Raw genomic sequence first — 20,172 nt, 5'->3', positions numbered from 1 at the left:
AACGTCCGCGGACGCCGTGGCAGTGTCGGGTGGTATCTAACCTGCGAGGGTTACATCATGCCGCTGTGTTCGCTACCTTCTGTATCTCCCGTGCGGTACCAGGCCACCGATGAGTGACGAGAGAGTGACTGAATGGCGGAGTGGGCTTCTACCTTGCCGATAACTCCGGGCATCTTGGGCGCCGGCCTGGACCAATCACCCCTGTGGTACCGGGCTGGGTTGACCAGCGCGGCCGTACAACGCAATGCTTCCGCTGTGCGTCGTCCGCCGGAGTGACGGTTGGCGCGCTGATGTGCACGGAGCGTGCTGAGAACTCCCCGGCGGCGGTGCCGGGTTCATAGCCGGCTCGGAGAACGATGGTGGTAGAGCGGTGCCGACGACAGAGACCGCGGCGGTAGACGGTCCTCCTGCGGCCGAACAGGGTGCGCAGGAGCAATCAGCGGAGTCCAGCGGCTCCCGGTGGAGGCTGCGCAACTGGCCGCTCCGCACCAAGCTCGCTGCCGTCCTGATCATCCCGATGGTCACCGCATTGGTGTTCGGGGGCCTTCGGGCGCTGGACGAGGTGAACCGTGCCGAGGAGTTCCAACATACCGTCGACCAGGTAGATGTCGCCGCCCATGTGACGAATGTGGTCCAAGCGTTACAGGCGGAGCGGACGCTGGCCGTTGCCCGGATCGCGAACGGTTCGGGCGATCGCGCGGCGCTCGACGCCCAGGTCGCCGAGACCGACGCCGCCGTCCGTGACCTGCGGGGCGCCGCCGCCCAGCTCAACCTCCCGAGCGAGGAGGCGCGCGAGCGCTACGACCGGGGGCTCGAACGGCTCGACGCGCTGGAACCGCTGCGCGCCTCGATCAGCAACAGCGCCTACCCTGACCTGTTCGCGTTCAACACCTATACCTCCATCCTCGAGTCGCTCGTGCAGCTCGGACGTGAGGTCAACACCGCCGTCACCGACCGCGAGCTGCTCCGCCGCGGCACGACGCTGCAGGCGCTGAGCGAGGCGAAGGAGTTCGTCTCGCGGGAGAACGCGGCCCTGCAGATCGCCGCGGGCCGCAACGGCTTCCCCGCCGACCTGCTGGAGCGGACGCAGGCCGCGCAGGCCAGCGCCCGCGCGTCGCTGGACATCTTCATGGCCAACGCCTCCACCGGGCAGCAGCAGCTCTACTCGGACACCGTCGCCGGTCCCGACGTGGACAACCGCGAACGGATCAAGACGGCCGCGTTCGTCCGCGCCACCGAGGGCGACGATCTCGCGGTGGACGTTCAACGGCTGACCGCCGACGGCGCCTCCACCACGGAGAAGTTGCGCGAGGTCGAGAACACGCTGCTCAGCGGGCTGCGTGCACAGGCCGACACGCTCGCCGCGGACGCCACCCAGGCGGCGTGGGTGTTCTTCGGCCTCATGCTGACCGCGCTGGTCGCCGCGCTGATCCTGATGCTGGTGGTCGCCCGCGCGCTGATCAAGCCGCTGCGGGTGCTGCGCACGAGCGCGCTCGAGACCGCCTACGTCCGCCTGCCGGAGACGGTGCGGCGCATCCTGGCCGACCCGAACCCGATGGAGGCCTCGCGCAACGCGGTCGCGCCGGTGCCGGTGCACAGCACCGAGGAGATCGGCGAGGTCGCGCGTTCGTTCGACGTCGTGCACGAGCGGGCCATCCGGATGGCGGCGGAACAGGCGCTGCTGCGCGAGAACGTCAACGGCATCTTCGTCAACCTGTCCCGCCGTAGCCAGCGGCTGGTGGAGCGGCAGCTCGGCGTGATCGACGGGCTGGAGGCCGACGAGCAGGACCCGGACCAGCTGGCCAGCCTCTTCGAGCTCGACCACCTGGCGACCCGGCTGCGGCGCAACGGTGAGAGCCTGCTGGTGCTTTCCGGCGCCGGCCTGGCGAAGTCCGTGCCGAAGCCGGTGCCCGCGGCGGACGTCATTGGTGCCGCGCTGTCGGAGATCGAGCAGTACGCACGTGTCGAGGTCGGGTCCGTCCCGGAGGTGGCGGTGCGCGGCCTTGCCGTGCACGACCTCGTCCACCTGCTGGCCGAGCTGTTCGACAACGCGACCTACTTCTCCGAGCCGGAGACGAAGATCAGCGTGCGGGCGGTGGTGACACGCAGGCATTCGCTCGCCATCCAGATCACCGACCGTGGTGTCGGGATGACCGAGGAGCAGATCGCCGAGGCCAACGAGCGGCTCGCCGACCCGCCGGATCTCGATGTGTCGGTGACACGGCGGATGGGCCTCTACGTGGTCGCGCGGCTGGCCCAGCGGCACGGCATCGAGGTACGGCTGCGGGAGAACGAGGACATCGAGGGCGGCGTCATCGCCCGGATCGTCGTACCGACCGAACTGCTCACCAGCCTCACGCCAGGGGGTGAGCGGCCGCAGCCGACGACGCCGGAGGAGATCTCGGCTCCGTTGCAGGGGACGCCCCGCTCGCCGAGGGCGCAGTCCTCCTCGCTGTCGTCGCTGTCCTCCTTCACGGGCGCGCCCTCGGGGGCCGGCCGGGCGGAGCGGCAGGCGACGACGCAGCTGCCGGCCACCTCGGCGTCCGCTCGCAGGCAGGACGCGCCGGCGCAGGCGGCCGACGAGAGTGGCCTCGTGGCGCTGGAGAACCCCATCAGCCTCGACGAGCTCGTCGGCGGCGGCGGCTCGCGGGCGGCAGGGCCGTTCCTCAGTACGGGACCGGAGCCGCCGCCCCGGTCGCAGCCGGACGAGGAACCGGAGTGGCCTGCCGAGTCGCCGGACGGCGACACGAACGGCTACCCGGGCGACATCGCGCAGCCGCTGGCGCTACCCAAGCGGGAGCCGCGCTACGTGCCGGTGGCACCGGAGCAGCCCGCCGCGCCCGAACCCGCGGGCGGTGACGGCAGCGCGCTCGAGGACGACGTGCCCACCAGACGGCTGCCGATCTACCAGTCCGTGCTCTCCCGCTGGTTCAGTGAGGAGTCCGGGCTCCAGCCGGACGAGAGCGAATCGGAGCGGGCGGTGCCGGAAGAACCTGCTGAACAGAGCGCCGGTGTGGACGAGGAGTGGCGCAGTGCCGCCGACAACGGCTGGCAGGCCGCGCACGCACTGCTCGAGTCCAGAAGCGAGGAACTGACCCCGGCCGGCCTGCCCAAACGCGTGCCTAACGCATACTTGGTGCCGGGTTCGATCAACCGGAGCGAGGGCGACGCGTTCACCGACACCACGGTCGGCGCACCAGGACAAGGGGCCATAGCCAGGTCGGCCGACGCGGCACGCAACCGGATGGCGAGTTTCCAGCGTGGCTACCAGAGTGGCCGCCACGCGCTCAGGGAGACGTCGACGGACGACGCGCGCCAGGATTCCGTGACGGTGAACGGGTTGGGCGAGCGATCGGCCGACAACGGGGCGAAGGAGTAAGACTTGACACGGGCGAGTTCAATGCAGCCGGGCGGGCCGCAACAGGGCAACTCCGGGCAGATGGGGAGCTTCGCTTGGCTCATCACGGACTTCGTGCACCGGGTGCCGGGCGCGGCGCACGCCGTCGTCGTCTCGGCCGACGGGTTGCTGCTCGCGTCGTCCCGTGGGCTGCCCAAGGACCGGGCCGATCAGCTCGCGGCGGTGGCGTCGGGGCTGACCAGCCTCGCCCGCGGCGCCGCGCAGGTGTTCGAGGGTGGCACCGTGGCGCAGACCGTGATCGAGATGGCCAACGGCTTCCTGTTCCTGATGTCGGTGTCGGACGGCTCGTGCCTGGCCGTGCTCGGCTCTCCGGACAGCGACATCGGTCTGGTGGTGTACGAGATGACGCTGCTGGTCGACCGGGTCGGCCAGCAGATGACGCCCGAGCTACGTGCCCAGTTGCAGGGCTCGGCGCGCCGGTAAGAGAGCACTGAGGAGACTGCCGTGGATTCCGGGCACTCACGAGGTGATCGACGGCTCGACAAGAACTATCCAGCCGGACGGTGGCCGAACGAGTCGGACAGTGACGTAACCGGTGACGACCGGAAGGGACTTCGCGACCACACCGATCGCGACCGCAGGAGCTGGCGGGGCGGCGACCACGTCGCCGACGCCCAGCCGGAGCCGCACGACTGGCTGCACCTGGACGGCGGGTCACCCGGTCCGTCCGACTTCAGCGTCTCCGAGTACCGGCAGCGGCTGCTCGGCGGCCCGGGTGCCGAGCTGTACGGCATGGGCGGTGGCGGCCTGCGCGAGCCCGCCGACGAGCCGTCCGGGTTCGTGCCGTTCGCCGAGCGTTCCCTCGACAACGGGCCGTCGTCGCAGGACTACCTGCCCTCGCCGCTGCCCCGGCAGGCAAGTGCCGAACCCGAGTCGGCGGCGGAGAGCTCCGGCCTGGTGCGGCCGTACTTCCGGACGAAGGGGCGGACGAAGCCCACGTACGACCTCGCCATCGAGGCGCTGGTGTCCACCAGCGAGCGGGGCAGGGTGCTCGACCGGGTGCGGGTACCCGAGCACCGCTCGATCTGCGGGTTGTGCCTCGACACCCGTTCGGTGGCCGAGGTGGCGGCGCTGCTCCGGCTGCCGCTCGGCGTCGTGCGGGTCCTGGTTGGTGACGTAGCCGGTCTCGGGCTCGTGCTCGTGCACACCGCGGGCACCGCGGTGGGAGACCGGCCGAGTATCGAATTCATGGAAAGGGTTCTCAGTGGGCTTCGGAGAATTTGACTCCGACGCGAACACGTCGGCAGCGGCGGGTCCGACCTCCTCGGCCAAGATCGTGGTGGCAGGGGGTTTCGGAGCCGGCAAGACCACGCTGGTCGGCGCGGTCTCCGAAATCGCCCCGCTCACCACGGAGGCTTCGATGACCGAGGCCAGCGTGTCCGTCGACGACATCTCCGCGACACCGAACAAGGTCACCACCACCGTCGCGATGGACTTCGGCCGGATCTCCCTGGATTCGGACCTGGTCCTGTACGTCTTCGGCACGCCGGGCCAGCACCGGTTCTGGTTCATGTGGGACGACCTCGCGCTGGGTGCGATCGGCGCCGTCGTGCTGGTCGACACGCGCCGGCTTGCGGACGCGTTCCCCTCGATCGACTTCTTCGAGAACCGCAAGCTGCCCTACATCGTGGCGATCAACTGTTTTGACCGGCTGCTGCATCACCAGATCGAGGATGTCCGGCACGCGCTGACGATCTCGCCCTCGGTGCCGATCATGGCGTGCGACGCCCGGGACCGCGAGTCGGCGAAGCAGGTGCTCATCTCGGTGGTGCAGCACGCGATCTCCCGCGACAGCGCACTTCAGGCAGGGTGATGATGCGGCCGTTGGGGTGAACTCCCGCGCGGTGCGCGGTGTGGCCCTCGACAGCTCCGTCCCGGCTAATAGTCTGGCGGTCGAGGTGCAGGAGGAGGCGAGGAGAGGACAGTGACGGATTCGGCCGGCCAGGGCAGCTTCGGCTGGCTCATCACCGACTTCGTGCGCCGGGTGCCGGGCGCCGCGCATGCCGTCGTCGTCTCGGCGGACGGTCTGCTCCTCGCGGGCTCCGAGGGGCTGCCGCGGGAGCGGGCCGAGCAGCTCTCCGCCGTCGCCTCCGGCCTTGTCTCGCTGACGCTCGGTGCGGCGCGCTGCTTCGAGGCGGGCCAGGTCAACCAGACGGTCGTCGAGATGGAACACGGGTACCTGTTCCTCATGTCGATCAGCGACGGATCGTGCCTCGCGGTGCTCGCCGCGCCGACCGCCGACATCGGCACGGTGGCCTACGAGATGACGCTGCTCGTGGAGCGAGTCGGCCAGCAGATGACGCCCGAGCTGCGGGCGCAGCTCCAGGGTGGCGTGCGCGGGTAGTACGGGATGCGAATTCGCGGGGGGCGTGAACAGGACGCCGTGGACGACTGGGCGGCGCTGCACCAGGGAACGGGCCGGGAGGAGTTCGACGCGCCCGGCCGGTTCGACCTCACCGGCCTCCCCAAGCTGGTGCGCGCCGAGCCCGTCCGCCAGCCCCGCCGGTCGCTGGTCCGGCCCTACGCGCGCACGGGTGGCCGGACAAGGCCAGGGCAGGAACTCGCCCTCGAGTCGCTGGTGTGGACGACGGCCGCCGGGCGCAGGCACGAGGGTGTCGTGTCCGTGGAGCAGCGGTTCATCTGCGACCTGTGCGTGGAGTCGCGCTCGGTCGCGGAGGTCGCCGCCTACGTCCACCTGCCGCTCGGGGTGGTGAAGGTGATCGTGGCCGACCTCGCCGATGCCGGTGCCGTGGAGATCCACCATCCCGGCCTGCTGGTCGCCGACCGCTCCTCGCTCGACTTCATGTCGCGGCTCCTCGAGGGCCTCCGCGCCCTCTGACGCCGGAGCGTGGCGCATGGGCCGGGGCTCAGTCCTCGACGAGGGCGGCCGAGGTGATGCGGTGCAGGGGGTAGCGCTCGCGGCCCTCGCCCTCCAGGATGCCGCCGCCCACCCGTACCGGCGTGACCACGCGCTGGCTGGCCGTGCCGTTCGAGTCGACGAAGCCGATCCACACCTGCCGCTGCCTGCGCGTCGCCTCGGTGAGCAGCGCCAGCGTCGCCGAGGTGTCGGCACCGCCCCCGCCCGGCAGCCGGACGACGCGGCCGCGCCGGCTGCCCGCCGCCCGGTCGCCCGCGCGCACGTGCTCCACCACCGAGGCCACCTGCTCGGGGCTGATCGTGCCCGGCTCGCTCGCCACCGGCCGGGCCTGCCGTGACCGCGCGGGTACCCGCCTGCCGCTGGGGCGCAGGTCCACGATCCGCCCGTCCGGCCCCTCCGCAGCCGGGGCGAAGCCGGCCTCCCGCAGCCCGTCGAGCACCTCAGCCAGCGGCAACGAGCTGATCAGCACCGTCGGTGCGATGCGGCGCAGGTCGTACTCCCGCGCGACCTGGTTGCCGAGCACCTCCGCGAGCAGCACCTCGTCGTCGCAGCGCAGGAACGAGCCGGCGTTGCCGCCGCGCAGGCGCCCGTGCCTGCGGGCCACGTCGTCGATGAGGTAGGTCAGCGACTGCGGCACCGGTGTGGCCGAGCGGGTGCCGAACAGCTCGTGCAGCTCACCGGCGGTGCGCCCGGTGTCCAGCGCCCGCCGCACCGACGACTCCGTCACCCGGTACACCGTCGCGTGCCCCGCCGACTCGACATCCGCAACGGCCGCGATCTCGCCGGCCAGCGCGGGCTCGAGCGGTCCCGGCGCCACGACGGTCAGGTCGGCCTGCACGAGCACGTGCGCGACGGGCTTGGGCATCGCGTCGGCCATCGCGTTCGCCGCACCGTGCCGGTCGCCCGCGAGCAGGGCCGCTGCCGCCGAGGTCAGCGCGCCCATCCCGGTCACCCCGATGGCGGCGGCCTCGGCCATCGTCCAGCGCACCGTGTCGTCGCGTAGCCTGCCGCCGCGCCGCGGCATCCGCCACGCGAGCACCGCCACCAGCTCGTCGACGCTCTTCACCCCCGCACCGGACGGCAGCTCGCCGAGCGAGTCGAGCACCCGGCGGCGGAAAGCGGGAGCGAGTGGCCTGCGCAGATCCTCGGCCAGCGGGAGCAGCGGTTTGTCCTTGGCGTCGCGGCGGCCGGCCAGTCCGGGCAGCCGGGGCAGCTCCAGCCAGGCCCGCGCGAGCGTGACCCAGCGCTCCGGCGGTGCGGAGGCCAGCCACGAGTCGGTGAGCGTGGTCGGCACCCACTCGGGGCTGCTCTCCTGGCTGTCCGCGGCCAGCCCGGCGCCCACCGCCAGCTCCGCGAGCAGCGTGGCCCGCGTCTCGTCCACCTCCAGGTCGCGGGCGAGCCTGCGCAGCTCGCGCACACCGAGCCCGCCCGACTTCAGGACCGGAGGCGGCGTCAGCGACCAGGTCCGGAGCAGGGACTCCAGCTGGCGCAGCAGCTCCATCGCCTCGCCCGCGGCCACCTCGTCGACGCTCGACTGCTGGTGCGGGTTGGTCGGCAGCTCCGGCTCGACCAGGGACTCCGGCGGGAACGTGGCGCCCCCGCGCAGGGCGATGCCGAGCTCGCGCGGCAGTTCCACCGTCTGGTCGTCGTGGCGCAGCAGGAGCCCGCGCGCGAGCAGCCGCCGCACCGGTGTGTCCGTGCGCTCCGGTGGCACGTCCGTCGCGGCGTCCCGGGTGCGCCCGATCGGCGGTCCGGCGGCCAGCGTGTCCAGCAGTGACCGCTCGTCCTCGCCGAGTTCGGTGAGGACGGCGTCCATGTCGGCGGCGGCCAGTGCGGGCACGGAGGCGCCCAGCCCCGCGGGATAGGGCCCGAACACCTCCCTGGCGCCCGGCGCGACGTTCAGCGCGTCGTCGTCGCCCCACACCAGCGCGCGGGCCCGGAGCCGGTCCAGCGCGCCGCCCACGTCGGTCCGGACGAGCCCCGCGACGTCCCGGCGGGTGACGGCGGCCGTGTCGGCGCCCGCCACGAGCAGCGTCTCCAGCACGGCGAGGGTGGCGGTGTCCAGGTCCTCGCACGCCCTGGCGACGGAGCCGGCCGTGCCCGCGCGGGTGGCGAGCACGGTCGAGTCGGCGGGTGGAGGGGTCGCCAGATCACGCCGGGAGCGCAGCAGCGTGGCCAGCGTGTCGTCGGACGCCGAGCGCAGCCAGTCCGCAAGAGAGGTCGCGGGCATCGCCGACCACGATATCCCCTGTCAGTGGGCGTCCGGCACACTGTGCACATCGTTGGTCGATGTGTGTGGAGGACGACGTGGCGAAGGCCGAGAACCGTAAGCGCAAGCGGATCGACCCGAGCTGGCCCGAGGTTCCGCCCGGTGAGCACCCGGTGTCCGAGCTGGCCTCGGACCGGCAGGGTGCCCTTTCCCCGTACGGTGACGTGACGTTCCCCGTCGAGTCCGTGCCGTACGAGCACCCCGAGACCGAGATCAACAAGTCCTGACGCCGCTTCCCGGGCCGGCCATGAGTTACCGGTGAGTCACCGATCCTGGCCGTCGGTGCCGGCTGTCACGGGGCTAATGTCTGCACCCGTATCCAGCCGAATCTGAATGCGGGGTAGCGCATATGCCGGTTCCCGGCCCCGGTTACTCGATCACCGTGCGGCTCGAGGCGCCGCCCTCGGCCAGCGCGGCAGGCGACCTGACCACCGCCGTGGGCCGGGTGGGCGGCGTGCTCACCGCGTTCGACGTGGTCGAGTCGCACGCGGACGCCATCGTGGTGGACATCACGGTGAACGTGGCGTCCACCGACCACGCCGATGGCATCACGCAGGTGCTCGACCAGTTGCCGGGCGTGCGCGTGCGGAAGGTCTCCGACCGCACGTTCCTGATGCATCTCGGCGGCAAGCTGGAGGTCAGTCCGAAGGTCGACCTGCGCAACCGTGACGACCTCTCCCGCGCCTACACCCCCGGCGTCGCCCGGGTCTGCCAGGCGATCGCGGCCAACCCGGAGGACGCGCGCAGGCTGACCATCAAGCGCAACACGGTCGCGGTGGTCACCGACGGCTCGGCGGTGCTCGGACTCGGCAACATCGGCCCGGCTGCGGCGCTGCCGGTGATGGAGGGCAAGGCGGCCCTGTTCAAGAAGTTCGCCGGAGTCGACGCGTGGCCGGTGTGCCTGGACACCCAGGACACCGAGGAGATCATCTCGATCGTGCGCGCGCTCGCGCCCGTGTATGCCGGGATCAACCTGGAGGACATCGCCGCCCCGCGCTGCTTCGAGATCGAGGCGCGGCTGCGGGAGCAGCTCGACATCCCGGTTTTCCACGACGACCAGCACGGCACCGCGATCGTCGTGGTGGCCGCGCTGCGCAACGCCCTGCGGGTGGTCGGCAAGCCCATCGAGAAGTGCAAGATCGTGGTCAGCGGGGTGGGCGCCGCAGGCTCCGCGATCATCCGCCTGCTGCTGCGCAAGGCGCCCGCCGACATCATCGCCGTCGACATCGACGGGATCGTGCACGCCGGGCGCTCCGGGCTGGACGACAACCTGAGCTCGGTCGCCGGGCGCACCAACAAGGAGGGCGTGTCGGGCACGCTGCACGACGCGCTCGTCGGGGCGGACGTGTTCATCGGAGTCTCGGCGCCGAACCTGTTCGGTGCCGAGCAGGTGGCCACGATGGCCGAGGACGCGGTGGTGTTCGCGCTGGCCAACCCGGACCCCGAGATCGACCCGCTGGAGGCGCAGAAGCACGCCGCGGTGGTGGCCACCGGGCGCAGCGACTACCCGAACCAGATCAACAACGTGCTGGCCTTCCCCGGTGTGTTCCGCGGCCTGCTCGACGCGCACGCGCACCACATCGGCGACGACATGCTGCTGGCCGCGGCCAACGCCATCGCCGACGTGGTGGACGACCGGCTCAACGCCTCGTTCATCGTGCCCAGCGTGTTCGACTCGGCCGTGGCACCCGCCGTCGCCGACGCCGTCCGGGCGGCCGCCCGCGCAGTGGAAGCGGAGGAAGTAGCCTCCACGGTGTGAGTGAACTGTCCCACGTCGACGAGAGCGGTGCCGCTCGGATGGTCGACGTCTCCGGCAAGGATGTCACCGCTCGTACGGCGGTGGCCAGTGGCAGGGTGCGCACGACCGCCGAGGTGATCGGGCTGCTTTCGGCGAACGGGCTGCCGAAGGGGGACGCCCTCGCCACCGCGCGGATCGCCGGGGTGCTCGGCGCGAAGCGGACCTCCGAGCTCATCCCGCTGTGCCACCAGATCGCGCTGTCCAAGGTGGATGTGCGCTTCGAACTGGACGGGGACAGCGTGCGCATCGAGGCGACCGTGCGCACCAACGATCGCACCGGCGTCGAGATGGAGGCACTGACCGCGGTCACCGTCGCCGGGCTGACGGTGCACGACATGATCAAGGCGGTGGACCCGGCGGCGTCGCTCGACGAGGTGCGGGTCGAGGCGAAGGACGGCGGCAAGACCGGAAGCTGGCGCCGGGAGGAAGGCCGATGAAGGGCAACGCGCGCGTCATCGTCGCGTCGAACCGGGCGGCGAGCGGCGTCTACGCGGACGAGACCGGGCCGCTGATCAGGCAGTGGCTCGCCGAGCGGTCCTACGACGTGCCCGAGCCGGTCGTCGTACCGGACGGCGAGCCGGTCGCGCAGGCACTGCGGGAGTCGCTTTCCGGTGGTGCCGACGTCGTCATCACCACCGGCGGCACGGGGCTCTCGCCCACGGACCGCACCCCGGAGGCCACGGCGCCGCTGCTCGACTTCGAGCTGCCCGGCCTGGCGGACGCTGTGCGCGCCGCCGGTAGCGACAAGGTCCCGACGGCGGTGCTCTCCCGCGGGCTCGCCGGGGTCGCAGGCCGGACCCTCGTGGTGAACCTGCCGGGCTCGCGGGGCGGGGTGAAGGACGGGCTGGCGGTGCTGGCCGACGTCCTCGACCACGCCGTCGACCAGCTCGCCGGCGGAGACCACCCGAGGCCCGATCGGCCAGGTACCGAGCCGGAGGGTGCCCCGGTACGGATCGCGCTGGCTCGGGTGACCGAGGAGGACCTGTCGGTCGACGAGCACGCGCGGCTGGTCGACGACCGTGCCGCCGGTGCCGTGGTGACGTTCGGCGGGGTCGTCCGCGACCACGACGACGGCCGCTCGGTGACGTCGCTGTTCTACGAAGGCCATCCCACGGCCGGTGACGTGCTCACCGGGGTCGTGGCCGAGGTGGCAGGCCGAAGGGCCGGGGTGCGCGCGGTCGCGGTGAGCCACCGCCTCGGCGCCCTTGAGATCGGCGACGTGGCGCTCGCCTGCGCCGTGGCGGCCGAACACCGCGCCGAGGCGTTCGCGGCCTGTGCCGACCTCGTGGACGAGGTGAAGGCCCAGCTGCCGGTGTGGAAGCACCAGTGGTTCGCCGACGGCACCGACGAGTGGGTCAACTCGCCCTGACCGCGCCCCCGCGCCGGTCGAGTTTTGCTCTCGCTTTTGGACTGGGTGGAGCGGGCGACGCGCGAAGGGCCCCACCGCCCGGGGGATCTGCGGTGGGGCCCTTGCGCGTTAGCGGCCGGCCGGCTTCGTGCCGCTCGGCACCGGTGACCTTTTCAGGCAGGTCACTTGGTGGCGAGCTTCTGGCCGACCACGATGTAGTCGGGGTTGGAGATGAACTCGTCGTTCAGCTCCTGCAGCTTGTTCCAGCCGCCCTCGACGTTCTTCTCCTTGGCGATCTTGGTAAGCGTGTCGCCTGCCTTGACCGTGTAGTCGCCCTCGGGGTTCGACTTCGCGACACCGGAGACGACCGGGGCCTGCGGCTGCGGGGCCGGAGCGGACGACTCGGTGCTCTCCGTCTGCGTGCTGGTGCTCGCGCTGGACTCCGAGGAGCCCTGGGTGTTGCTGCCCTGGTAGCTGCCGGAGGCACCGGCCTGGGCGCCACAGACCGGCCAGGCGCCGATGCCCTGGCCCTGCAGAACACGCTCGGCGACGGCGATCTGCTCGGAGCGGGAGGCGTTCTGCGGCATGCCGCTGCCGCCGTAGGCCCGCCACGTGCTCTCCTTGAACTGGAGTCCGCCGTAGTAGCCGTTCCCGGTGTTGATGCTCCAGTTGCCGCCGCTCTCGCACTGCGCGACGGCGTCCCAGTTGACGCTGTCGGCCTGCGCGGGGGTCGCAGCGATCGCCAGCGGGGCGCCCACCGCCAGGCCCGCGGCAGCGACGCGAGCGATGTGGCGGGACGCAGCGGAGCTCTTTCGGTGCTTGCCTCGATAAGTCATTTTCGACTCGGTCTCAGCTTCCGCGCCTCCGTACAGCGAGGCAGGTCGTGACGACCTGGCCGGCTCCTGCCGGCTGACATGGCCATGTTGGCTAGGTCCCCTCTCGTCCCAGTCCGGAAGTCTCTTTCGCTCGGGGTTATCGGGTCCGGGATTCCGCCGGACTGGGTTCGGCACTACGGAATCCCGGTCTTGCTGCGGTCGGTCGGGGCCAACCGAGAAGCGACGGTACGTAACGACGAGCGTGATCGGAAATTATTCGCGGTGTGTCCTAGGTCACAGTAACAGCACGCAACCTTTGACGATTCCGGTGTTTTCGCAGCTCAACGGGCCGTTATCGACCTGTTTCCTACCCGAGATAATTAACGGAAAGTGAGGTCTGAGTCACGCGGTTCCGGGTGTCGCTGCTCCGTTGGTGACGGCTCAGTGTGGCCCCCGAGAGGCCCGCGAGCGAGCCGTCTCACGGCCTCCCGCGGCGCGAGAGGAACTCCGCCAGCCCCGTCAGGTCGTCGGTGTTGATGTGGTCGACACCGGCGGCCCGCAGCTCGCTCCAGAGGTTCGTCCTGGCCGCGCCGGGGGTGTCCGGGGTGGCCCAGAACCGCACCCGCTGACCGGCGTCGTGGGCGGTCCGCACGATCTCCCGCAACCGGGCGCGCTCGGCGGCGGGGAACGGTCCCTCGCCGGTCCAGGTGAACAGCTTCGTCCAGTTGTCCGACACCAGTGGAGTCAGGCCCGGGTCCGAACCGGGGCCAAGGTCGGCCGTGTCGGCGATCCGGCCGTCGTAGAAGGCCAGCCGGTGCCGCTGGGCCCGCAGCACCTCCCGCGGGCGGTTGCCGGACAGCACGACGGTCACGGCCCCCTTCCTCACCTTGCCGCCCGTGTAGGCCGTGAACAGGAAGGAGTACCGTGGGTCGCGCAGCCGCCGCTCCAGGGCCGCGTACGTGCCCTCCGCCCCGCTCTTGACGTCGACCAGCAGCTGGAACGCCGCGTGCCGCCGGTAGACGTGACCGTGGTTGGCCAGTACCCGCTCGCGCAGCGGCTCCAGGTACAGCGCCTCCAGCGAGCGCTCGGTCGTGAGATCCGGGACGTCGTGCCCGACGAGCAGTTGCCCGTCCACGAGATGGATGTCGGCCTCGACACTGGTGAAGCCGTGGTCGAGGGCGTCGAACAGGGGCCGGCCGTGCTCGTAGTCGTTGTGCGCGTGGGCCTTGGCCAGCGGGCGGACCTTCGGGTCCGTTCCGGTCGCCGCCGACGCGGGGGCGCCGAGCAGGCCGAGCAGGGCCAGCAAGCCGAGCAGGGCGACGAGCGTGCGGTGTGTGATCGACATGCCGGCAAGCCTGCGCAGCGCGGACGGCCTGCCGGTGAACGTTTCGTCGCCTGCGGACCACGAAAGGGGGAAGATCGCCCGGTGTGCCGGTCAGCCTCCGGCGAACGGTGGCAGGACGTCCAGCTCCCCGCCGTCCGGCAGCTCACGGGCGCGGTCGCGGACGGCCACGCCGTCGAGCAGGAAGCCGGCGGCGTCGAGGATGCGGGGCAGCGCGCCGGGATGCAGCCGCCGCAGCTCCGCCACGGCGTCGGCCACGGACGCGCCGGCAGGCAGCCGGACGTGCTCCTCGTCGACGTCGCTGGCGGCTCGCGCGGACGCGAAGTACCGCACCAGCACCGTGGTGGCGGTGTGCTGCCCGCCGGATGTCACCGAGGCCCGCTCCGAGCTCACCGCGCCCACGTTCAGCCTCCGATCGAGCTCATCGGCCGGATCGGCTGCGCGAAGCCGGCCTGGTTGATCTCGTGCCCCGCGAGCTTGCCCCACATGGTGGTCCGCCAGACATCGGCGATCTCGTCGTCACTGCCGCCACGGCGCAACAACCCGCGCAGGTCGGTCTCGTCCGTGCTGAACAGGCATGACCGGATCGAGCCGTCCGCGGTGAGCCGCGTGCGCTCGCACGCGGCGCAGAACGGCCGGGTCACCGACGCGATCACCCCCACCTCGGCCGGGCCGCCGTCGACCAGCCAGCGCTCGGCTGGTGCGCCGCCACGCCTGGCCGGGCTCGGCGTGAGGGTGAACTCCGTGCCGAGCAGGTCGAGGATCTCCTCCGCGGTGATCATGTCCGTGCGGTTCCAGCCGTGCTGGGCGTCCAGCGGCATCTGCTCGATGAAACGCAGGTGGTAGCCGTGCTCCACGGCGAAGCGCAGCAGCGACGTCGCCTCCTGCTCGTTGACGCCGCGCATGAGCACCGCGTTGATCTTGACCGGGTCGAGCCCCGCCTCCCTGGCGGCGGCCAGCCCGGCCAGCACGTGCCGCAGCCGGTCGCGCCGGGTGATCCGCTGGAAGGTCTCCGGGTCCACCGAGTCGAGCGAGACGTTGATCCGGTCGAGCCCGGCGTCGGCGAACGCCTTGGCCCGCTTGCCGAAACCGATGCCGTTCGTCGTCATGGACAGCCGCGGCCGCGGCCGCAACGCGGTGATCCGGGCGACCAGGTCCTCCAGCCCGGGACGCAGCAGTGGCTCGCCCCCGGTGAGGCGGATGTCGGTGATGCCGAGCATCTCCACCGCGATGCGCATCAGCCGGACCAGCTCGTCGTCGCTGAGCACCCGCTCGTCCGGCGTCCATTCCAGACCTTCGGCCGGCATGCAGTATGTGCAACGCAGGTTGCACTTGTCGGTCAGCGAAACCCGGAGGTCCGTGGCCACCCGGCCGAACGTGTCGATCAGGGCAGGGTCGTCCGGACGCGGGGCGCTGGGTTCGGCGTGCGCGCCGGAGATCCTGGGGATGCCGAGTTCTACCGCTGTCATCCATCCCAGCCTAGTGCGGAGACCGACAGTTCCGCGCCCTCGTTGTATACAGAATTGGCATCCTTGCATGGCTTTTCCGCGGATGCGGAGATAATGTCGTTCTCATGCCGCAGTTTCGGTTCTCTGAAGCGGCCCGGCTGCTCGGCGTCAGCGATGACACCGTGCGGCGCTGGGTCCGCGCGGGACAGTTGACGAGCAGCGTGGACAGCGCCGGGCGCAAGGTGGTCGACGGTGCGGAGCTGGCCGCGTTCGCGCGCAGGCAGGCGGAGGACCCGCACGATCCGTCCGGGGTCGGCCGTTCGGCGCGCAACCGCTTCGTCGGGCTGGTCACCGACGTGGTCGCCGACCGGGTCATGGCGAAGGTGGAGCTGCAGTGCGGCCCGCACCGGCTCGTCTCGCTGATGAGCTCGGAGGCGGTCGACGAGCTGGGACTGCGGCCGGGCGTACTCGCGGTGGCGGTCGTCAAGGCCACGCACGTGGTCGTGGAGACACCGGCGAGGCCGCAGTGAGGGGCGTGCGCGCCGCGCTGGCCGCCACCGTGCTCGCCGCGGCCTCCGCGTGCGCCCCCGCAGGCGAGGGGACGGCGCTCACCGTGTTCGCGGCCGCCTCGCTCACCGACTCCTTCGGCGCGCTCGCGGAGCGGTTCGAGGCCGACCACGCCGGCGTCGACGTCCGGCTGAACCTGGCCGGTTCGGCGCGGCTCGCACAGCAGATCCAGGAGGGCGCGCCGGCCGATGTGTACGCATCGGCGAACGAGCGGACCATGCGCGAGGTCGCGGCGGCCGGGCGGGTCGAGGGTGAGCCGCGCACGTTCGCCACCAACCGGCTGACGATCGCGGTCGCGCCGGGCAACCCGCTGGGTATCGAGTCGTTCGCCGACCTGGCCGAGCCGGGCCTGACGGTGGTGGTCTGCGCGCCCCCGGTGCCGTGCGGCTCGGCGGCGGAGGAGATCGAGCGGATCACCGGGGTCACGCTGCGGCCGGCGAGTGAGGAGCAGAACGTCAAGGCGGTACTGACGAAGGTCCGCACCGGCGAGGCCGACGCCGGGCTCGTCTACGTGACCGACGTGCTCTCCGCCGGGCAGGAGGTGGCCGAGGTGGAGCTGCCCGAGGCGGCGCGCGCGAGCAACGACTATCCCGTCGCCGTGCTGAAGGACGCGGCCGAGCCGGAACTGGCACGCGAGTTCCGCGACTTCGTCTTCAGTGACGTGGGCAGGCAGGAGCTGCTCCGGGCCGGTTTCGGTGCGCCCTGACCGGCTCGTGAGTGCTGACACGAGTTCTAAGTCGTCTGGCCACTCACGAGGGGCCGTGCCGCGCGTGCTGTGGTTCCCGGCGGCGCTCGCACTGGCGCTGGTGCTGCTGCCGGTGGCCGGGCTGCTGGTCCGGACCGACTACGCGCGGCTGCCCGAGCTCATCACGTCCCCGGCCTCGTTGAACGCGCTGCGGCTCTCGCTGGTCACCGCGCTGCTGTCCACGGTGCTCTGCGTGCTGCTCGGCGTGCCGCTCGCGGTCGTGCTCGCCCGTGCCGGGGGCCGTGCCGTCCGGCTCCTGCGCGCGGTGGTCCTCCTGCCGCTCGTGCTGCCCCCCGTGGTCGGCGGCCTCGCGCTGCTGTTCCTGCTCGGCCGCAACGGCTTCCTCGGTTACCTGCTCGACGTGGTCGCGGGGGTACGGGTGCCGTTCACCACCGCGGCGGTGGTGGTGGCGCAGACGTTCGTCGCGATGCCGTTCCTCGTGGTGAGCCTCGAGGGCGCGCTGCGCGGTGCCGGTGACCGCTTCGAGCGGGTGGCCGCGACGCTCGGCGCGCGGCCGTGGACGGTGTTCCGGCGGGTCACCGTCCCGTTGCTGCTGCCTGCGCTCGGCTCCGGCGCGGTGCTCAGCTTCGCCAGGGCGCTCGGTGAGTTCGGTGCGACGATCACGTTCGCGGGCAGTCTCGAAGGCGTCACCCGGACGCTGCCGGTGGAGATCTACCAGCGGGCCGAAACCGATGTGGACAGCGCCGTCGCGCTCGCGCTGCTGCTGATCGTCGTCGCGGTGGTGGTCATCGCGGTGGCGCGGCCGCGCGCGCTGGAGGGTGTGCGGTCGTGACCCTGCATGTCGATCTCGCACTGCGGCGGGGCCGGTTCGCCCTGGAGGTGGCGCTCGATGTCCCGGCGGGCACCGTGCTCGCGGTGCTCGGCCCGAACGGCTCCGGCAAGTCGACGCTGCTCGGTTGCCTCGCCGGGCTGCTCGTGCCCGACCACGGCACCGTGACGCTGGGCGGCCGGACGCTGACCAGCGCGCCCCGGGTGCACCTGCCGCCGCACGCGCGCGGCACCGGCCTGCTCGCGCAGGACCCGCTGCTGTTCCCGCATCTGTCCGTCGTGGACAACGTCGCGTTCGCGCCGCGCTCCCGGGGCGCCACCACGGCGGCGGCGCGGGCGATCGGGCGGCGCTGGCTCGCCGAGGTGGACGCCGCCGAGTTCGCCGGCCGCAGGCCCGGCAGCCTCTCCGGCGGGCAGGCGCAGCGGGTCGCCCTCGCCCGCGCGCTCGCGGGGGAGCCGGACCTGCTGCTGCTCGACGAGCCGCTGGCGGCGCTGGACGTCGACGCCGCGCCCGCCATCCGCGGCCTGCTGCGCCGCGTGCTGCGGACGGCGGGCGGCAACCGGGCCACGGTGCTCGTCACGCACGATCCGCTCGACGCGCTGACGCTCGCCGACCGGGTCGCCGTGCTCGCGGCAGGCCGGGTCGTCGAGAGCGGGCCGACCCGGGACGTCCTCGGCGCCCCGAGAACCCCGTTCACCGCGCGGATCGCGGGACTCAACCTCGTGGCGGGGACCGCGACGGCACGCGGCCTGCGTACCGCGAGCGGGCGGTCCATCAGCGGCCTGCCCGCACCGGACGTCGTCGAGGGGGAGCCCGCCGTCGCCGTGTTCGCGCCCGGCTCGGTCGCGGTGTACCCGGCGTCGGCGCCGCAGGCGGGCAGCCCGCGCAACACCGTCGCCGCCACCGTGGCGACCCTGGAGCCACACGGGCCCGTGGTGCGGCTGCGCACGGTGGACGGCGACGGCTGGGCCGACGGGCTGGCCGCCGACCTGACCCCCACGGCCATCGCGGAACTGGGGCTGGAGCCGGGGGTGGCGATCCGGCTGGCGGTGAAGGCCACCGCCGTGGCGATCCACCCCGTGCCGGGCCAATAAGCTGGAGCCATGAGCGAGCAGCGGTGGAACTACCTGACCGACATGGACGGGGTGCTGGTGCACGAGGAGCACCTGGTGCCCGGCGCGGACGAGTTCCTCGCCGAGTTGCGGGCCAACGGCACCAGCTTCCTGGTGCTGACCAACAACTCGATCTACACGCCGCGCGACCTGCGGGCCCGGCTGTTCAACAGCGGCCTGGACGTCCCGGAGGAGGCGATCTGGACCTCGGCACTGGCCACCGCGAAGTTCCTCGACACTCAGCGCCCGAACGGCTCGGCATTCGTGATCGGCGAGGCCGGCCTGACCACTGCCCTGCACGAGGCCGGCTACGTGCTGACCGACCGCGACCCGGACTACGTCGTGCTCGGCGAGACCCGCACGTACAGCTTCACCGCGATCACCAGGGCGATCCGGCTCATCCAGGGCGGCGCGCGGTTCATCGCCACCAACCCGGACGCGACCGGGCCGAGCAGGGAGGGCGTCCTGCCCGCCACCGGCTCGATCGCCGCCCTGATCGAGCGGGCGACCGGTCGCTCGCCCTACTTCGTTGGCAAGCCGAACCCGCTGATGATGCGCTCCGCCCTGCGGGCGCTCGGCGCGCACTCCGAGCACACGCTGATGATCGGCGACCGGATGGACACCGACATCCATTCCGGCATCGAGGCCGGCCTGCAGACGATCCTGGTGCTCAGCGGCATCTCGACGCGGGAGTCGGCCGAACTCTACCCGTACCGGCCGACGCTCGTCGTGGACTCGATCGCCGACCTCCTCGGCCGCACGAAGGACCCGTTCGAGGCGGCCTGACCGGCCCCGGCCGGGCGAGGGGGCCTATCGTCGAGGGGTGATGGAGGAATCGACGTTCGTCGTCGGTGACGTGCACGGTCACCGCGACGAATTGGCCGAAGCCCTGCGGGAACGTGGCCTCGTCGACGAGTCCGGCGACTGGGCGGGCGCCGGGGCGCGGTTGCGGTTTCTCGGCGACTTCGTGGACCGCGGCCCGGACGGCGTCGGTGCGATCGACCTCGTCCGGAAGTTGCAGCGGCAGGCGGCCGACGCGGGCGGCTCGGTCGAGAGCCTGCTCGGCAACCACGAGATCCTGCTGCTCGGGATGTACCGCTTCGGCGACACGCCGGTGCCGTCGGACTTCGGCCCGCGCAGTTTCGCGCGCAGCTGGGAGATCAACGGCGGCCAGCTCGCCGACCAGGACGACCTCACCGACGAGCACGTCGAATGGCTGCTCGCGCGACCGTTGATCGGCCACGCGGCGAACCACCTGCTGGTGCACTCGGACACTCTCGAGTACCTGGACTGGGGCGGCACCGCCGAGGAGATCAACGCCTCCGTGCGCGAGGTGCTGGCCGGCGACGACCTCGAACAGTGGTGGGAGGTCTGGCGCCGGATGACCACGCGCTACGCGTTCCGTGGCCCGCACGGACAGGAGAACGCCGAGCTGATGCTCGCGCGGCTCGGCGGGGAGCGGATCGTGCACGGGCACAGCGTCATCGCCGACCAGCTCGGCATCCACCCCGCGCAGATCGAGGCGCCTTATCTCTACGCGGGCGGCAAGGCGCTCGGCATCGACGGCGGCGTGTTCGTCGGCGGCCCGTGCCTGGTGGTGGAGCTGCCGTGGGAGCCGCAGGACTGACGTCACCGGTGCGGT

At 71.9% G+C, this 20,172-nt stretch carries 21 protein-coding genes; 16 read left to right on the top strand and 5 right to left on the bottom strand.

The window, feature by feature from the left end:
- The first annotated feature begins 370 nt into the window (after positions 1-370).
- The 6 genes from JAP66_RS10065 to JAP66_RS10040 all read left to right on the top strand — a co-directional run bounded on the left by JAP66_RS10065 (position 371) and on the right by JAP66_RS10040 (position 6,257).
- Positions 371-3,379, top strand: coding sequence for a sensor histidine kinase (locus JAP66_RS10065; RefSeq protein WP_199431370.1), 3,009 nt, complete (start codon positions 371-373; stop codon positions 3,377-3,379).
- Between the two features lie 3 nt (positions 3,380-3,382).
- Positions 3,383-3,841, top strand: coding sequence for a roadblock/LC7 domain-containing protein (locus tag JAP66_RS10060; RefSeq protein WP_372448954.1), 459 nt, complete (start codon positions 3,383-3,385; stop codon positions 3,839-3,841).
- A gap of 21 nt (positions 3,842-3,862) precedes the next feature.
- Complete coding sequence (locus JAP66_RS10055) at positions 3,863-4,642, top strand: DUF742 domain-containing protein (protein WP_199431369.1); 780 nt, start codon at positions 3,863-3,865, stop codon at positions 4,640-4,642.
- Positions 4,623-5,231, top strand: a complete 609-nt coding sequence (locus JAP66_RS10050) for a GTP-binding protein (RefSeq protein WP_199431368.1) — start codon at positions 4,623-4,625, stop codon at positions 5,229-5,231. Before JAP66_RS10055 ends, JAP66_RS10050 begins: the two co-directional genes overlap by 20 nt.
- 111 nt (positions 5,232-5,342) lie before the next feature.
- Positions 5,343-5,762, top strand: coding sequence for a roadblock/LC7 domain-containing protein (locus JAP66_RS10045; RefSeq protein WP_199431367.1), 420 nt, complete (start codon positions 5,343-5,345; stop codon positions 5,760-5,762).
- Positions 5,763-5,768: 6 nt separating this feature from the next.
- A complete protein-coding gene (locus JAP66_RS10040; protein ID WP_199431366.1) occupies positions 5,769-6,257 on the top strand; it encodes a DUF742 domain-containing protein in 489 nt (162 codons plus the stop codon).
- A gap of 28 nt (positions 6,258-6,285) precedes the next feature.
- Here JAP66_RS10040 and JAP66_RS10035 read toward each other — a convergent pair whose 3' ends face one another.
- Positions 6,286-8,526 (bottom strand): helicase-associated domain-containing protein, encoded by a 2,241-nt coding sequence (locus JAP66_RS10035; protein WP_199431365.1) that lies wholly within the window; start codon positions 8,524-8,526, stop codon positions 6,286-6,288.
- A gap of 59 nt (positions 8,527-8,585) precedes the next feature.
- Between JAP66_RS10035 and JAP66_RS10030 the strand changes: the two genes are divergently transcribed.
- From JAP66_RS10030 to JAP66_RS10015, 4 genes are all read left to right on the top strand, one after another.
- Positions 8,586-8,792, top strand: coding sequence for a hypothetical protein (locus JAP66_RS10030; RefSeq protein WP_210769941.1), 207 nt, complete (start codon positions 8,586-8,588; stop codon positions 8,790-8,792).
- A gap of 122 nt (positions 8,793-8,914) precedes the next feature.
- Positions 8,915-10,324 carry an NAD-dependent malic enzyme gene (locus JAP66_RS10025; RefSeq protein WP_199431364.1) on the top strand — a complete coding sequence of 470 codons (1,410 nt, stop codon included), beginning with the start codon at positions 8,915-8,917 and terminating at the stop codon, positions 10,322-10,324.
- Positions 10,321-10,800 (top strand): cyclic pyranopterin monophosphate synthase MoaC, encoded by a 480-nt coding sequence (gene moaC / locus JAP66_RS10020; RefSeq protein ID WP_199431363.1) that lies wholly within the window; start codon positions 10,321-10,323, stop codon positions 10,798-10,800. The genes JAP66_RS10025 and moaC overlap by 4 nt, the downstream gene beginning before the upstream one ends.
- The gene (locus JAP66_RS10015) at positions 10,797-11,732 is read left to right on the top strand and encodes a molybdenum cofactor biosynthesis protein MoaE (RefSeq protein ID WP_199431362.1); all 936 of its coding nucleotides are present in this window, start codon (positions 10,797-10,799) and stop codon (positions 11,730-11,732) included. Before moaC ends, JAP66_RS10015 begins: the two co-directional genes overlap by 4 nt.
- Before the next feature lie 161 nt (positions 11,733-11,893).
- Here JAP66_RS10015 and JAP66_RS10010 read toward each other — a convergent pair whose 3' ends face one another.
- The 4 genes from JAP66_RS10010 to moaA form a co-directional block, all read right to left on the bottom strand.
- The gene (locus JAP66_RS10010; protein WP_199431361.1) at positions 11,894-12,547 is read right to left on the bottom strand and encodes a LysM peptidoglycan-binding domain-containing protein; all 654 of its coding nucleotides are present in this window, start codon (positions 12,545-12,547) and stop codon (positions 11,894-11,896) included.
- A 457-nt stretch (positions 12,548-13,004) separates the two neighbouring features.
- Complete coding sequence (locus tag JAP66_RS10005) at positions 13,005-13,871, bottom strand: phosphatidylinositol-specific phospholipase C/glycerophosphodiester phosphodiesterase family protein (RefSeq protein ID WP_199431360.1); 867 nt, start codon at positions 13,869-13,871, stop codon at positions 13,005-13,007.
- 90 nt (positions 13,872-13,961) lie between these two features.
- On the bottom strand, positions 13,962-14,261 hold the full coding sequence (locus JAP66_RS10000) for a MoaD/ThiS family protein (RefSeq protein ID WP_199431359.1): 300 nt from the start codon (positions 14,259-14,261) through the stop codon (positions 13,962-13,964).
- 11 nt (positions 14,262-14,272) lie between these two features.
- Positions 14,273-15,337, bottom strand: coding sequence for a GTP 3',8-cyclase MoaA (gene moaA, locus JAP66_RS09995; RefSeq protein ID WP_199431358.1), 1,065 nt, complete (start codon positions 15,335-15,337; stop codon positions 14,273-14,275).
- Positions 15,338-15,441: 104 nt separating this feature from the next.
- Here moaA and JAP66_RS09990 point away from each other — a divergent pair, with 104 nt between their 5' ends.
- From JAP66_RS09990 to JAP66_RS09965, 6 genes are read left to right on the top strand one after another with little or no spacing between them, the layout of a single operon-like run.
- Complete coding sequence (locus tag JAP66_RS09990; protein WP_199431357.1) at positions 15,442-15,846, top strand: TOBE domain-containing protein; 405 nt, start codon at positions 15,442-15,444, stop codon at positions 15,844-15,846.
- Entirely contained in the window at positions 15,843-16,589 is a 747-nt protein-coding gene (gene modA / locus JAP66_RS09985; protein ID WP_199431356.1) for a molybdate ABC transporter substrate-binding protein, read from the top strand. Before JAP66_RS09990 ends, modA begins: the two co-directional genes overlap by 4 nt.
- 55 nt (positions 16,590-16,644) lie before the next feature.
- Positions 16,645-17,421, top strand: a complete 777-nt coding sequence (locus JAP66_RS09980) for an ABC transporter permease (protein WP_199431355.1) — start codon at positions 16,645-16,647, stop codon at positions 17,419-17,421.
- Entirely contained in the window at positions 17,418-18,512 is a 1,095-nt protein-coding gene (locus JAP66_RS09975; RefSeq protein ID WP_199431354.1) for a sulfate/molybdate ABC transporter ATP-binding protein, read from the top strand. Before JAP66_RS09980 ends, JAP66_RS09975 begins: the two co-directional genes overlap by 4 nt.
- A gap of 9 nt (positions 18,513-18,521) precedes the next feature.
- Positions 18,522-19,316 carry an HAD-IIA family hydrolase gene (locus JAP66_RS09970; RefSeq protein WP_199431353.1) on the top strand — a complete coding sequence of 265 codons (795 nt, stop codon included), beginning with the start codon at positions 18,522-18,524 and terminating at the stop codon, positions 19,314-19,316.
- Between the two features lie 40 nt (positions 19,317-19,356).
- Complete coding sequence (locus JAP66_RS09965) at positions 19,357-20,157, top strand: metallophosphoesterase (RefSeq protein WP_199431616.1); 801 nt, start codon at positions 19,357-19,359, stop codon at positions 20,155-20,157.
- Positions 20,158-20,172 lie beyond the last annotated feature (15 nt).

The organism is Qaidamihabitans albus, assembly GCF_016464705.1.
GTDB classification, from domain to species: domain Bacteria; phylum Actinomycetota; class Actinomycetes; order Mycobacteriales; family Pseudonocardiaceae; genus Qaidamihabitans; species Qaidamihabitans albus.
The sequence above is the reverse complement of the archived record's forward strand: the minus strand, read 5'-3'. Positions and strand labels throughout refer to the sequence as shown.

What these genes read in the sequence shown, in the direction of transcription:
- JAP66_RS10040 (WP_199431366.1), top strand. Translation starts at nt 5,769, where the DNA reads ATGCGAATTCGCGGGGGGCGTGAACAGGACGCCGTGGACGACTGGGCG.
- JAP66_RS10035 (WP_199431365.1), bottom strand. Translation starts at nt 8,526, where the DNA reads ATGCCCGCGACCTCTCTTGCGGACTGGCTGCGCTCGGCGTCCGACGAC.
- JAP66_RS10030 (WP_210769941.1), top strand. Translation starts at nt 8,586, where the DNA reads ATGTGTGTGGAGGACGACGTGGCGAAGGCCGAGAACCGTAAGCGCAAG.
- JAP66_RS10025 (WP_199431364.1), top strand. Translation starts at nt 8,915, where the DNA reads ATGCCGGTTCCCGGCCCCGGTTACTCGATCACCGTGCGGCTCGAGGCG.
- JAP66_RS10015 (WP_199431362.1), top strand. Translation starts at nt 10,797, where the DNA reads ATGAAGGGCAACGCGCGCGTCATCGTCGCGTCGAACCGGGCGGCGAGC.
- JAP66_RS10010 (WP_199431361.1), bottom strand. Translation starts at nt 12,547, where the DNA reads ATGACTTATCGAGGCAAGCACCGAAAGAGCTCCGCTGCGTCCCGCCAC.
- JAP66_RS10005 (WP_199431360.1), bottom strand. Translation starts at nt 13,871, where the DNA reads ATGTCGATCACACACCGCACGCTCGTCGCCCTGCTCGGCTTGCTGGCC.
- moaA (WP_199431358.1), bottom strand. Translation starts at nt 15,337, where the DNA reads ATGACAGCGGTAGAACTCGGCATCCCCAGGATCTCCGGCGCGCACGCC.
- JAP66_RS09990 (WP_199431357.1), top strand. Translation starts at nt 15,442, where the DNA reads ATGCCGCAGTTTCGGTTCTCTGAAGCGGCCCGGCTGCTCGGCGTCAGC.
- JAP66_RS09970 (WP_199431353.1), top strand. Translation starts at nt 18,522, where the DNA reads ATGAGCGAGCAGCGGTGGAACTACCTGACCGACATGGACGGGGTGCTG.
- JAP66_RS09965 (WP_199431616.1), top strand. Translation starts at nt 19,357, where the DNA reads ATGGAGGAATCGACGTTCGTCGTCGGTGACGTGCACGGTCACCGCGAC.